At 44.0% G+C, this 11,781-nt stretch carries 13 protein-coding genes; 3 read left to right on the forward strand and 10 right to left on the reverse strand.

The features are described from left to right. The gene (locus DBR43_RS17670) at window positions 1-921 is read right to left on the reverse strand and encodes a bestrophin family protein (protein WP_124583155.1); all 921 of its coding nucleotides are present in this window, start codon (window positions 919-921) and stop codon (window positions 1-3) included. Between the two features lie 73 nt (window positions 922-994). On the opposite strand from DBR43_RS17670, the gene DBR43_RS17675 reads away from it, so the two are divergent. Continuing rightward, a complete protein-coding gene (locus DBR43_RS17675) occupies window positions 995-1,777 on the forward strand; it encodes a DUF72 domain-containing protein (protein ID WP_124583163.1) in 783 nt (260 codons plus the stop codon). A gap of 2 nt (window positions 1,778-1,779) precedes the next feature. Here DBR43_RS17675 and DBR43_RS17680 read toward each other — a convergent pair whose 3' ends face one another. The 5 genes from DBR43_RS17680 to DBR43_RS17700 all read right to left on the reverse strand — a co-directional run bounded on the left by DBR43_RS17680 (window position 1,780) and on the right by DBR43_RS17700 (window position 5,961). Further along, complete coding sequence (locus tag DBR43_RS17680; protein WP_199757082.1) at window positions 1,780-3,249, reverse strand: rhomboid family intramembrane serine protease; 1,470 nt, start codon at window positions 3,247-3,249, stop codon at window positions 1,780-1,782. A gap of 85 nt (window positions 3,250-3,334) precedes the next feature. Then, a complete protein-coding gene (locus tag DBR43_RS17685; RefSeq protein ID WP_124583165.1) occupies window positions 3,335-3,964 on the reverse strand; it encodes a CFI-box-CTERM domain-containing protein in 630 nt (209 codons plus the stop codon). Between the two features lie 10 nt (window positions 3,965-3,974). Continuing rightward, window positions 3,975-4,937 carry an energy transducer TonB gene (locus DBR43_RS17690; RefSeq protein ID WP_124583167.1) on the reverse strand — a complete coding sequence of 321 codons (963 nt, stop codon included), beginning with the start codon at window positions 4,935-4,937 and terminating at the stop codon, window positions 3,975-3,977. A 56-nt stretch (window positions 4,938-4,993) separates the two neighbouring features. Then, window positions 4,994-5,656, reverse strand: coding sequence for an ATP-binding cassette domain-containing protein (locus DBR43_RS17695; RefSeq protein WP_124583170.1), 663 nt, complete (start codon window positions 5,654-5,656; stop codon window positions 4,994-4,996). After that, window positions 5,653-5,961 carry a hypothetical protein gene (locus DBR43_RS17700; protein WP_124583172.1) on the reverse strand — a complete coding sequence of 103 codons (309 nt, stop codon included), beginning with the start codon at window positions 5,959-5,961 and terminating at the stop codon, window positions 5,653-5,655. Before DBR43_RS17700 ends, DBR43_RS17695 begins: the two co-directional genes overlap by 4 nt. Window positions 5,962-6,093: 132 nt before the next feature. On the opposite strand from DBR43_RS17700, the gene DBR43_RS17705 reads away from it, so the two are divergent. Both DBR43_RS17705 and DBR43_RS17710 read left to right on the forward strand, forming a co-directional pair. Beyond that, window positions 6,094-6,618 carry a hypothetical protein gene (locus DBR43_RS17705; protein WP_199757083.1) on the forward strand — a complete coding sequence of 175 codons (525 nt, stop codon included), beginning with the start codon at window positions 6,094-6,096 and terminating at the stop codon, window positions 6,616-6,618. A gap of 104 nt (window positions 6,619-6,722) precedes the next feature. Continuing rightward, window positions 6,723-7,013: a barstar family protein gene (locus tag DBR43_RS17710; protein WP_124583174.1), complete on the forward strand. Its 291-nt coding sequence runs from the start codon at window positions 6,723-6,725 to the stop codon at window positions 7,011-7,013. Here DBR43_RS17710 and DBR43_RS17715 read toward each other — a convergent pair. The 4 genes from DBR43_RS17715 to DBR43_RS17730 all read right to left on the reverse strand — a co-directional run bounded on the left by DBR43_RS17715 (window position 7,003) and on the right by DBR43_RS17730 (window position 11,757). After that, window positions 7,003-8,205, reverse strand: a complete 1,203-nt coding sequence (locus DBR43_RS17715; protein ID WP_124583176.1) for an MFS transporter — start codon at window positions 8,203-8,205, stop codon at window positions 7,003-7,005. The two genes, DBR43_RS17710 and DBR43_RS17715, sit on opposite strands and share 11 nt — an antisense overlap. Before the next feature lie 73 nt (window positions 8,206-8,278). After that, the gene (locus DBR43_RS17720; RefSeq protein WP_124583178.1) at window positions 8,279-8,863 is read right to left on the reverse strand and encodes a TetR/AcrR family transcriptional regulator; all 585 of its coding nucleotides are present in this window, start codon (window positions 8,861-8,863) and stop codon (window positions 8,279-8,281) included. Between the two features lie 234 nt (window positions 8,864-9,097). Then, a complete protein-coding gene (locus tag DBR43_RS17725; RefSeq protein ID WP_124583180.1) occupies window positions 9,098-9,940 on the reverse strand; it encodes an endonuclease/exonuclease/phosphatase family protein in 843 nt (280 codons plus the stop codon). 35 nt (window positions 9,941-9,975) lie between these two features. Then, on the reverse strand, window positions 9,976-11,757 hold the full coding sequence (locus DBR43_RS17730; RefSeq protein WP_124583182.1) for a RagB/SusD family nutrient uptake outer membrane protein: 1,782 nt from the start codon (window positions 11,755-11,757) through the stop codon (window positions 9,976-9,978). Between the last annotated feature and the right edge of the window lie 24 nt (window positions 11,758-11,781).

The raw sequence follows: 11,781 nt of genomic DNA on the forward strand, positions 1-11,781 counted from the left end.
TTAATCAAGGATCTCATCGATACTCTTTTTCTCATAATCAGGAAGGTGCTTCCCTCCCATTTCCAGCAAAGTCGTTTCGATCATTTGTGCCATCGCATTTAAAGCCAGATCATTGGGGGCTGTACCAAAAGGCTCTTCTATCTCATCCGCAATCGCCTCGAGTGCAACAAAAGTATAGGCGATAAAAATAACGATGAAAGGAGTGAGCCAGCTGAGGCTGTCTACAAATCCAAACGGTAAAAGAAAACAATAAATATAGACGGTGCGGTGCAGCAGGATATGATAGGTATAAGGAATTGGTGTAGAAGCGATCCGTTCACAGCCTCCTACAATATCCGATAGTTTATTCAGGTTTTCATCGAATGCGGTCTGAAGGATGGTGTCAATTTTTCCGCTTTCCTTAGCCTGCTGAACCCATAGCCCCATTTCCTTCATCAGCATGATGGGTTTATATATAGCAGTGCTTAATTTTTTTGCAAGTGTCGGATCGAGTCTTTCCCGGAGGTCTTCGGTAGCATCCGTTCCCCTTAACTGATGTTTTAAAGCATAGGTAAAAGCAATCAGGTAGCGAAGAAAGGTATCCACCTCTTTACCATCCCGGTGATAACCGCTAAAGGTAATGGCTTGCCTGGCGAGCGAACGCGTATCGTTCAATAAAGCTCCCCAGAGTTTGCGCGCTTCCCAAAAACGGTCGTAGCTCGCATTGTTTCTGAACCCCAGGAATAAGGCCAATGCAATCCCAAAAAGGGTAAATGGCGCCGGGCTCAGGGGGATTTTGAAATGAAACAATGTCCCTTTAAGCCATACAATTCCCACCGACATCAGAAACAGCATCAGCAGCCTTGGAAGGAGTTGCGGTAAGACAGAGCCTTTCCAGATAAAAAGCATGCTAAACCAATGTTCGTTTTTCCTTTGGATCATGAGTTCAAAATTAAGCATTTATTGCAAAACAACGTTTTAAAACCCAATCTCCTCTTCAATTGTTATATAGATTATGAAAGCAACAGAAATTCCGAATCAAGGCTTTTATTCAGGAACCAGTGGCCTGCTCCTTCCCTTCCCCAATAAACAACATTATCCGGAGGAATTTCGCGATAAAAGCCGCTTAACCTTTTACGGAACTTTATTCAACAGCATAGAGATCAACAGTTCTTTTTATAAGATCCCGATGGCTTCCACGGTACAAAAATGGGCAGAAAGTGTTCCTGAAGATTTTACTTTTACCTTTAAGCTCTGGAAAGAAATCACCCATCGCCATGCGCTGGAATTTGATCCTGAGGCCGTAGGCAGGTTTATGACCGTTATCGCAGCAGCGGGCAAAAAGAAAGGCTGCCTGCTGCTTCAGTTTCCACCCAGCCTCAGAAGTGATCAGCGGAATCAACTGACACAACTGCTCCATCAGGTCCGGCTGGGCGATCCGCAGCAGCAATGGAAGGTTGCCTTAGAATTTCGCCATCCTTCCTGGTATCAGGAAGACACCTGGCAGTTGATGCGCGAATTCCGGATGGCCATCGTGCTTCATGACAAACCCGGTTCTGCCAGCCCCATGAGGACACAGGAACAGGAGTTTGTATACCTCCGTTTTCATGGTCCTGAAGGAGATTATAAAGGTGGGTATACCGATGACTTTCTGATGGAATATGCCGGTTACATTAAAGACTGGAAGGAGGAAGGAAAAACGGTATATGTTTACTTCAACAATACCATTGGAGATGCGCTTCAAAACCTGCAAAGCCTGAACAGGCATTTGAGCTCAGTTTCCATCCCAGCTTTCTGATTTTATTTCTGGGCAGTCAGCTCATTTAAGAGGTTTTGTATTTCTATATTATAGCCCTGCATTTCCTCTTTGTACTGTTCTGTATTTTCGGCAATGGCCTTATAGGCGAGATCATAGCTTTTAATCCGCAGTTCACAATATTTTTTAAGCATCACGTTCCGCTCATGAAATACAGCAGGAAGGTTCAGTTTATCCAGCCCCTCAATGATCTTTAAACTTTTTTGCCAGTTGTTCCGGCCATCCTCTTTAAGCCCTTTCAGCAGCTGCGCCTTAGGTGCATCTTTTGGCAATTTATAGACCTCCAGCGCTTTAGCTTCCAATGCGGTAAATTCGGCGAATTTCTTGTCGTAAACACCATAATCATTTGGAATTTGCCGATAGACCACAAAGGAGCTTGTCAATATCAATACAGCCATCACTCCGATGGTTCCAAATTTCAAGCCTGCATGTGTTGGTTTTTTCAACCCCGGAAGGAAGGCATAGCCAATGATTAATCCCCCGACCAGCCCGCCGATATGAGCAGCATTGTCTATTCCTCCCCGAACGCCATTTAAGAGGTTGAAAGCAACGAAAATCATAATACTGGTCAGCAATGCTTTACGTGCTGTTTTTTCGATATGATTTGTGGTCAACATGGCCAGGAATACACCGTACATTCCAAAAATCGCGCCTGAAGCACCTGCACTCACCGTCAGGTCATTCCACCACAAACTGGCAATACTTGCCGTGATGCCGCTGAGCAGATATGCCGAAATAAACCGGACCTTCCCCAGATAAGGTTCCAGAAGCAATCCGATATAGACCAATGCATACATGTTCATCAGCAGGTGTAAAATCCCGATATGTAAAAAACAATTGGTCAGTAATCTCCAGGGTTGCCCTTCCAAGGTCAAAGGGCGAAAATTAGCCCCCCAGCTGAGCAGGCTTTCCGTAGAAGGTTCAAAAACATTCACTCCGGCAATGGCCATCACAATGAAAACCAGGATATTCAGGTACATTAAAACTGGCGTAACCGTGTATCCTTTTACCGGCCTGAAAACATAGAAGAACTCTTTAATACTTTCTGCAGTTGTTGCCGGAGGAAGCTTGAGCACATCTTCTTCCGGAGCTACGAAATCCGCTTTCAACAATTCATACTTAAAGGAAAGTTCTTCCGGAGAAAGGGTTGCAAATTCATTGTAAGCCGCTAAAAACTCGTCAACAGTCTTTTTATTTCTGCCCCAGTCTATCATCTCGCTTCCTGTCGAAGCACTTTCGATCTGCACCTGTTCGGCTTCAATCGTTACCCTTAACTCTGCATTCCAGGAGAAAGTGCCTTTATTTGTATAAGCGATGACGCCTGATGCACTAAGCTGAAGGACCTTCCAGCCTAATTGATGAACTGCTTCTACACTGCGAACCAGAGCGCTTTGGGCCTCTCCGGCATTTAAGGGAATTTCTTCTGTATATTTCGGGGTAAATCCTATTGCCATATTTTTCAGGAACGTTTATGCGGTCAAAGGTTCATCTTTTATTTATGAAATACAATGATTCCTAAAAAGATCGCCATCCCTGTGATTAGTCTTTTTTTGAAAGCCTGCGGACAATTCCATTTAACAGGTAAGTCCTCAGCAGCTCTTTTGCCCTGTCAGACCGGTCCAGTTGTCTGGCCAGAAAGGGAGAAACGGCATAGTAAAACCGGACAAAAGCCCTTCCTGCTAATGAATTCATCAACTGTTCATCCCTGAATGCCCTCAATATCAGCACCTCGGGAGCAGCATAGTTTCCATAACAGGCGGTGGCAATAAAACAACCTGATTTGGGTTTCAACTCCTGTTGCTTCACAATATCGGCCAGCTGTGTTTCTCTGCTTCTACCTGCAGGACCTGCGTTTTTTAAGGGCTGTTTATCCAGGAGGGAATTCACATAATCTACACTTTCTTTCAGCCCTGCTCCGGTATGATCCTTGTAAAACTTTACGGCCTCCATTTTTCTGCCTTCCCCGATAAAGGAAAGGAGTTCCCGTTCCATATCAGCGGGATTAATGGTCAATGGTGCAACAGCAATACGTCCAAAATCATCTATAAAGTCTTTTGCCTCTTTCAGGCCGCAGTGCACGTTATCCTTGACCAGTTTAACGGCTTCAACTTTTTTTCCTTTTGATAACAGCAGCCGAATGTTACTTTCCAGTTCTTTAGAAATGTCCATAGTTCAAAAATTACCTCCCCAGGCTAAAGGAAATGGGGATATTATAAAGTACATTGACCGGCATCCCTCTTTGAACCCCCGGGATCCAGGCCGGGCTTTGCGCCATTACCCTAACCGCCTCTGCCGAAAGCTCCGCGTCCAGAAAGTTCATTACCCTGATGTCTTTTAAAGCTCCATCTTTCTTCACCACAAAACGCACATATACGATCCCTTCTATACCCCTCCGTTGTGCGCCTTTTGGATATTGAATTTTCCGTCCCAGGTATTTATAGAATTGATTGATTCCTCCTTTAAATTCCGGATGGGATTCTTTCTTTGTATAGGGGTAAACTACGCCAAAGGCGTCCCTGCTTTCTCCGGAAAGTAATTTCCCGTTTTCGTAAGTTTCTTCGAATTGAATTCCGGATTTCTTGTCTCCGCCGGTCCAAATACCATCACAAGTCCCATTCTTAACCTTCCCCTGCTCTGCAATTTCATTAAAATCAGCATTATAAAAAATCGCTTCTCCATCGCCGTTCTGCACCAGAACTCTTCCTGTAGAATCCATAACCGTATGTATATACGTTTCCCCTAATAAATTCTGCCCCGGCTTTCCCGACCAGACCATACGGGTATACAATTTTCCATTTGGATAATAGGTATCAACACTGTCCCTCAGCACTCCATCAATATAATTTCCGACGACCCGTTTATTTCCATTTTTGTAATAGGAAATAAAGGCCCCCTGGTACAATGGGGGATCTATCGTTTTAGAAAGGCCCGAACTCTTTTCTGTTCCATCCAGATAATATTCATTTACTTTATATAGCTTGGTTCCCTGTTCCGGCTCCTGCACAATCCGCAGGTAATCCGCGCTGTCACGAAGGCTTACCCGGGCCCCGTTGTCCTTAAAAAAATACTGATTTTGTCGTTGTGCGAATGTTCCTGAGGCTAGGCCAAGAAAAATAATAAAAAGTAAGCCGGCTTTATTCATGTTTTATATCAATTACCCCACTAAGATATCTAAATTTTCCTGAAAATTAATTTGGATTAATGGTCTAAATGAGCATATCCCAGGCGCTCTATATCGGCCATTTGTTTCACCAGATGGACATTTTCATCTGCCAATACATAAAGATCATCAGCAGCATCAATCACGTGGCGATACAAGTGGTCCGTAATCAGAATGCCCTTGTTTTTCTTTTCTTCTTCCAGATGTTCCCTGATCACTCCGATCATCAAAGGGCTCAAATGAGAAAAAGGTTCATCCAGCAGAAGGAATTTCGATTTGGACTTCATCACCACATACAATTCAAGTAAACGCCTTTGTCCGCCGGAAAGTCCGCTTACCCGGCTTTGATACTTTGATTTAAACTCCGGAAAATGCTTTTCAAAAGTGCTGTAGTCCAGATCAAAATCTGTAAATACCCTTTTTAGCGTTAAGCTTGCGGGGATAAAATTAAACTGAGGAAGATAGGCCAGTAATCCGGGAGTGGCATAAGCCTTTGGAACCGATACTTCATTGAAACGAACCGATTTGCTGTTGGGAATGAGGCTTCCGAAAATGATGTTCATCAGACTTGTTTTCCCATTTCCGTTTCTTCCCAGCAAACCACTTACCTTTCCCGTTTCACATTTCAGGTATACATCAGATAAGATTCGTCTGGAGCCATATTCGAGAAGAACGCTGTCTACTTCAAGTTTATTCATCATACCAGTTTTAAAGATAAGATGAAGAGCATCGCAAATATCAGCAGCTCAATACTCATGGTACAGGTCCAGAGAAAAACTTTAGAGATCCCCAGATTTTGATAGTAAAGGAATTCCTTATACTTATAGTTGCTGATATAATAGGTGATGATGCCAAGTGTAAAGACCTTAAACCAGATCAGCAGCGTTAACGAAGCCATCCCCAGGTACATAAAAAGACCCGTACAGGCCAGAGAAATCAGGAATGTAGCCGGAAAGAAGCCGGAATAAAAAGTCAGCAGCAGGCGCAGTGTTTTTCTTATGGTCATCTCATTAAAAAATAGAATAAATCAGGCCCCCTTAATCCAAATATAAAACATGTATTTGAATAAACCACACTGCCATAGGGTTGTCAGTCTGGCTTCTTTACTTTATACCGGAAATCAAAAAAAACACAAGACATGCACAATTTTAAGATAAATGAAGCTGATGAACTGATCATCAGTCCCGCCATCTCCTCTTCGGCCAGCGATTTTGACTTTTACTTTGGAAAGTGGAACATTAAAAATAAAAAACTGAAAACCAGATTGGCCAATTCTGAAGAATGGATAGAATTTGAGGCTACCGAAGAAGCCAGTCCTTTATTAAGGGGATTTGGAAACATGAACAGGTTCATCACATCGCTGGATGGAGAGCCCTTTGAGGGCATGGCCGTTCGCTTGTTTAACCCACAAACCAAACTTTGGAGCATTTACTGGGCCGATAGTAATGTAGTTTCATTTGATCCGCCACAAATCGGTTCCTTTGATGGGGATATCGGGAAATTTTATGCCTGGGATGTATTCAATGGTCAGCAGGTATTGGTCTTATTTCAATGGGACAAGAGGGACCCGGATTATCCGGTATGGAGCCAGGCATTTTCAACAGACCGGGGTAAAACCTGGGAATGGAATTGGTACATGTATGCCAGCAGGACAAGTGTCTGAGCCGGCAATTGTTTCAATTCTAAAACTATTTCCTGATCAGGATTGTTAAGCCCAAATGTATTTCCGAAAGGAAACCATTGAATTGGATCTAACAGCAGTATCAAATGGACAAGAAAACAATCATTATCAACGGGGGGAACTTTTCAGAATTAGCCACATTTTACTTAGAAACAGATAAGGTATTGAGTAAAGATCTGGACTGGCAAACCGGCCATAATCTGGACGCTTTCAGCGACCTTTTGGAAGGTGGCTTTGGCGTCCATGAATATAAAGAACCCATAAAGCTCATCTGGAAGGATTTTTCAAAGAGCAAACTGGACTTGGGAAAAAAGCTCGCCGACAAACTCGTCAGGATTATCGAAGAACATGACCATATTGAATTTTCTAAAGCTTAGTCTTCGCGTACTTTCGCGTTAACGACCAAAAGAGCAATGCCAGGAAACTAAATCCTGCACCCAGAACACAGACTCCTTTCCAGCCTGAGGCCGCAAATACTGTAGTCGCCGTGATGGATCCCAGTCCGCTGCCAATGGAATAAAAGATCATATATCCTGCAACGATCCGGCTCCTTGCTTCCGGCTGCAAAGTATAAATCATACTCTGATTGGTCACATGAACGGCCTGAACGGCGAGGTCAAGTATAATGATCCCCAGCACCAGTGCCCAGAGGGAGGATTCCGTAAAACCAATCGGAAACCAGGACAGCAGCAAGAGCGATAAGGCGATCCCTGTGGTCCATTGTGCCTTGCCCCGGTCCGCAAGTTGTCCGGCCTTTGCTGCCCCTAATGTACCCAGCACCCCTACCAGGCCAAATAGACCAATCTCTGTGGAAGACAGCGAAAATGGCGGGGCACTCAATGGGAATACCAGGGCTGTCCAAAGCGTACTGAAAGCAGCGAAAAGGAACATGGCAATCAGCGAGCGAATCAGCAGCAAAGGTTCAGCAGCAAATAGCCTGAACATAGAAATCAGCAATTTCGGATAAGAGGTAAATGTCTTGTTCGGATCAGCTACCGGCAAGACCTTCATCAGGATCCCTGTTAAAATTAAAGTCAGGCCCGCGGAGAGCAAATAAACAGCACGCCAGCCGCCAAGGTCGGCCATTGTTCCGGATATCGTACGCGCCAGCAATATGCCCACTACGATCCCGCTTGTAACCAACCCAACCACGCGTCCACGTTCAGATGGAGCGGCTAAAGTAGCAGAATAGGCCACCAGCACCTGCGTCACTACTGCAAGCAAGCCCAATAATACCATTCCGCCAAAGAAAACAAAGCGATGGTGGGCGAAACCAATGATCAGAAGTGCGAATACCGACAACAGCATTTGTCCGGAAATCAGTTTCCGCCGGTTCAGCACATCTCCCAAAGGGACGATCAGCAGCAACCCAAGCCCATAGCCGGTTTGGGTAATGGTTACAATTATTCCTGCAGCGCCTTTGGGAATTCCAAATTCGGCAGCCATGAGGTGGAGCATTGGTTGTGCATAATAGACATTGGCAACGGCCAATCCAGCTGCGATGGCAAATAGCAGAACCATTAAAGGGGGCAGCTGAGGCTGCGGAATTTCTTCTTTTTCAAGGATCATTTTGAACTGTATTTATACGAATTGGGGAAACAAAATCATTATGTACCAAACGGTACATAATAGGATAAAAAAACTACAGCAACACTTTCAGTTGCATTTCTATTAAGGGACTTAGCGATCCTGACTGAGAAGATATCCTTCTGGAAATCCCCAGACCATTCCACACGGTAATCAGATGACTGGCCAGCAGGGCCGGGTCTTCGCTGGTCCTGAGCTGTCCTTTCTCAAGGGCCCGTAGAATGACCTGATGAAAGATTTCTTCCAGCTGCTGTAAATGCTGAGCGGCGATATTGGTTAAAGCCAGATCTCTGGCAGAAAAATCGGCGATGGTATGACCGAACAGACAGCCTTTTTCATTGGTTTCTCTTGAGGCGAGGCCGATATTCCTGAAAAGGTCTTTGATGATCTCCACCTGGTTCTCCGCAATGGCCAGCCTATCCCTGAGCTGCTTCAGCTCCTGCTTGCTGACCGCTGTTAAGACCTTCTCAAAAAGTTCTCTTTTACCGCCTTTAAAAGCCAGGTAAAAACTCCCCTTTCCGATTCCCATAGCCACCAGCAATTCTTCTGTAGAACTGGCTTCGTATCCTTTTAACCAGAACAGTGCCGCAGCTTTACCGACGACTTCTTCTTCCTCAAATATTTTTGGCCTTCCAGACATATTTCTAAAAACTAAGCCACAAAGATATACTTTTTTACCGATCAGTACAAAACTATAAAACAGGCTTGGAATATCAGACCTGATCAACGGTTCCCATGCCCTCTGCAAGACCTCCCCGATCACTCAGCAAACCGAATCTATGCCTGAAGCTGTTATCGTTCAAATTCCTTTTTACAAAAACGGGGTTTTCTGTTTCATCAGAAAACCCCGTTAAGACTATAAAAGAATAGTGAATTACTTCAGGTTCACATCCACCAGAATAGGAAAATGATCCGAAACATATTTACCATGATAGGTATCGGTCAGGATCCCCCATCGCTTTGCAGTGAAGCCTTTGGTTACAAATACATGGTCAATAATTTCATATCCCCCAACGTCTTTTCCCCAGGAATTAAACGAGGAGTTATTTACATAAGGGTGTTTCACCTGTGTGTAAGTATCCGTTAAAAGACCGGAGTTCGCCAATGTTAAATACCATTCACTTTTTTGTCCCCCATTCAGGTCTCCCGTAAAGACTGCCGGGCTGGTTCCTGCGATTTCTTTAATCTTTTTCAACATCAGCTTTCCGCTTTCTACTCTTGCAATTTTTCCCTGATGGTCAAAATGCGCATTAAAGTAGTAAAACTTCTTTTTGCTTTTAACGTCCTCCAGATATACCCAGCTGCAGATTCTGTTGCAACAGGTTGCGTCCCAACCCAGTCCTGGTTTATCAGGTGTTGCCGACAACCAGAAATCTCCTTTATTCAACAGCTTAAACTTATCCTTGCGATAGAAAATAGCAGAATGTTCTCCTGCATCTTTGCCATCATCCCTTCCTAAACCATAATGTACAAACTCAGGTAGTAAGCCATCCAGATCGCTGATCTGGTTTTTCAATCCCTCCTGGGTACCAAAAATATCGAACTGATGAAAGCGAATCAGGCTGGCCGCTACAGGTCCCCTCTTTTCCCAGCGGTTGCCTTCATCTCCTGCATTGTCATAACGCAGGTTAAATGAGCCCACTGTGAATTGCTGGGCGGAAGCAGTTATGCTCAGGCCTATAAAAAATGTGGATAATATTAAATATTTGATGTTCATTATATGTGATTTAAAAAATGTGATTGAATTATAAATTACAGACCCAGCCAATCCGGATGCTGTTTAAGGTTGGGATTGAACAATACATCCGCTTCAGGAATCGGATATACATAATGTCTCTGCTTAAAAATACGGGTAGTGCCGGCCAACCAGGTGAGTTCTCCGTAAGTATCATTTGACAAACGCTGAGGATTGTCCTGACCGTTCACTTTTGCAGCAACATTGACATAGGTCACTCCCGGAACCTTTGTGGCAGGCATGACCTGATAAAAACAAACATCCATTACCCCATCTTCGTTAAGGTCCATCGGGACATTCAATGCCGGAACATAAAAACCGTTCCAGACCTTAGTCATCAGTTCCCCTCTTTTCCACCTCACAATGTCATCAAAGCGAAGTCCTTCCAATGAAAGTTCAATACCGCGCTCCCTGCGAATCTCTAAAAGCGTCGCATCAGTAATGTCAGGGAAATAATTATCCCTCAGATAAACATCCGCTATCACAGGTTTTGAGGCTAAGCCTCCGGTGATACCAGCTCTTTGGCGTAAAGCACCAATCGTTGTTACCCAGTCTGCATCATCAAATCCACCTAATTCTGCCTTTGCTTCCGCATAGTTGAGCAATATTTCCGCATAACGCATTAAAGAAATAGAATTGATATTTTTTTCACCACCGTCATATCCCGTTTCATCAAGCACCCACTTGATCGGCTGATAGCCGGTATAGGTATAAGAAAATATAGGGGGAGCTGCTTCTGGTGTCCCACCATTTAAGCGTTTATAACTTCCCATTCTAATGGTTTGTTGTAACCGTTTATCCCTGCCCTTAACCTCGTCTTTAAACGGAAGCGTCTGATAACCTGCACGGCTTGTGAAGGGTGTACCATCAATATTAAGGTAAGTGTTGACAAACATTCTTGTAAAGCTGATTCTGGAACCATAGGTTGCACTTGTCCACCACCAGTTTGCATCATTGTAAACCGCCAGGTTTGCGTCGGTTACCGAAGCCAGCATCACCTCTGTGGCTAGCGGCGAAGTACTGATGAAAAGATTTCTATACGCCATATCCGTACCACCTGATGTATTCAGGCTAAAGCTGCCTGAGCTGATAATCTTTTTTGCCGCATCGGCCGCGTCCTTTAACCATTGATTTGCAGTTCCTGTAAGCGATGCTTCTGTATGGTATTTACGGTAAGTTCCTTCATATAAACAGATTCTTGATTTAAAACCAAGAGCCACATACTTAGTGATCAATGAACGGGAATTATCGGTTGTTCTGGTCAGGTTATCACAAGCATAATTCAAATCTGCCAGTACAGAATCCATCACTAAGCTACGGCTGTCCCTCCCCTTATAAAGGTCCGGATCATCTACTTTAAATGTTTTGTTGATCCAGGGTACATCGCCAAATCTCCGGACTTTATCATAATAAAAATAAGCCCTGAAAAATCTCGCTAATGCATTATACTGTATTCTTACTGACGCAGGTACTTTGGGATCATTGTTATTCTCCAGGAAAAAGTTAATGTTTCTGAGATTTTCCCATTTCCAGCCATCGCTCTGCCTTGAGCCAAAAGCGCCCTCCAGCAAGAAATTGGGTGCCTGACTGCGTGCCGCATAGTCAGACATGGCGTCTCCCTTATGGGCATCCGAAGCCCTGGGCAACAGCTTATAAAATGAATTTGCATACAGCTCCAGACCTTTCTCGTTTCCAAATACAGCAGCATTTGTTGCAGTATCCTCCGGTGTCTGGTCTAGTTTTTTACAAGCCGAAAATAAGATTCCGGTTGCCATAAACCACAATAAGAATTTTTTCATATGAATATCTTTAAAAATATTGTT

Source organism: Pedobacter sp. KBW06, from assembly GCF_003852525.1.
In the GTDB taxonomy this organism is placed as follows: Bacteria; Bacteroidota; Bacteroidia; order Sphingobacteriales; family Sphingobacteriaceae; genus Pedobacter.

Bases quoted from the DNA above. Each gene is read 5' to 3' on its own strand.
- DBR43_RS17720 (WP_124583178.1), bottom strand. From the start codon at position 8,863: ATGTCTGGAAGGCCAAAAATATTTGAGGAAGAAGAAGTCGTCGGTAAA.
- DBR43_RS17685 (WP_124583165.1), bottom strand. From the start codon at position 3,964: ATGGACATTTCTAAAGAACTGGAAAGTAACATTCGGCTGCTGTTATCA.
- DBR43_RS17705 (WP_199757083.1), top strand. From the start codon at position 6,094: ATGCACAATTTTAAGATAAATGAAGCTGATGAACTGATCATCAGTCCC.
- DBR43_RS17680 (WP_199757082.1), bottom strand. From the start codon at position 3,249: ATGGCAATAGGATTTACCCCGAAATATACAGAAGAAATTCCCTTAAAT.
- DBR43_RS17690 (WP_124583167.1), bottom strand. From the start codon at position 4,937: ATGAATAAAGCCGGCTTACTTTTTATTATTTTTCTTGGCCTAGCCTCA.
- DBR43_RS17715 (WP_124583176.1), bottom strand. From the start codon at position 8,205: ATGATCCTTGAAAAAGAAGAAATTCCGCAGCCTCAGCTGCCCCCTTTA.
- DBR43_RS17710 (WP_124583174.1), top strand. From the start codon at position 6,723: ATGGACAAGAAAACAATCATTATCAACGGGGGGAACTTTTCAGAATTA.
- DBR43_RS17725 (WP_124583180.1), bottom strand. From the start codon at position 9,940: ATGAACATCAAATATTTAATATTATCCACATTTTTTATAGGCCTGAGC.
- DBR43_RS17670 (WP_124583155.1), bottom strand. From the start codon at position 921: ATGATCCAAAGGAAAAACGAACATTGGTTTAGCATGCTTTTTATCTGG.
- DBR43_RS17730 (WP_124583182.1), bottom strand. From the start codon at position 11,757: ATGAAAAAATTCTTATTGTGGTTTATGGCAACCGGAATCTTATTTTCG.
- DBR43_RS17700 (WP_124583172.1), bottom strand. From the start codon at position 5,961: ATGACCATAAGAAAAACACTGCGCCTGCTGCTGACTTTTTATTCCGGC.
- DBR43_RS17675 (WP_124583163.1), top strand. From the start codon at position 995: ATGAAAGCAACAGAAATTCCGAATCAAGGCTTTTATTCAGGAACCAGT.
- DBR43_RS17695 (WP_124583170.1), bottom strand. From the start codon at position 5,656: ATGATGAATAAACTTGAAGTAGACAGCGTTCTTCTCGAATATGGCTCC.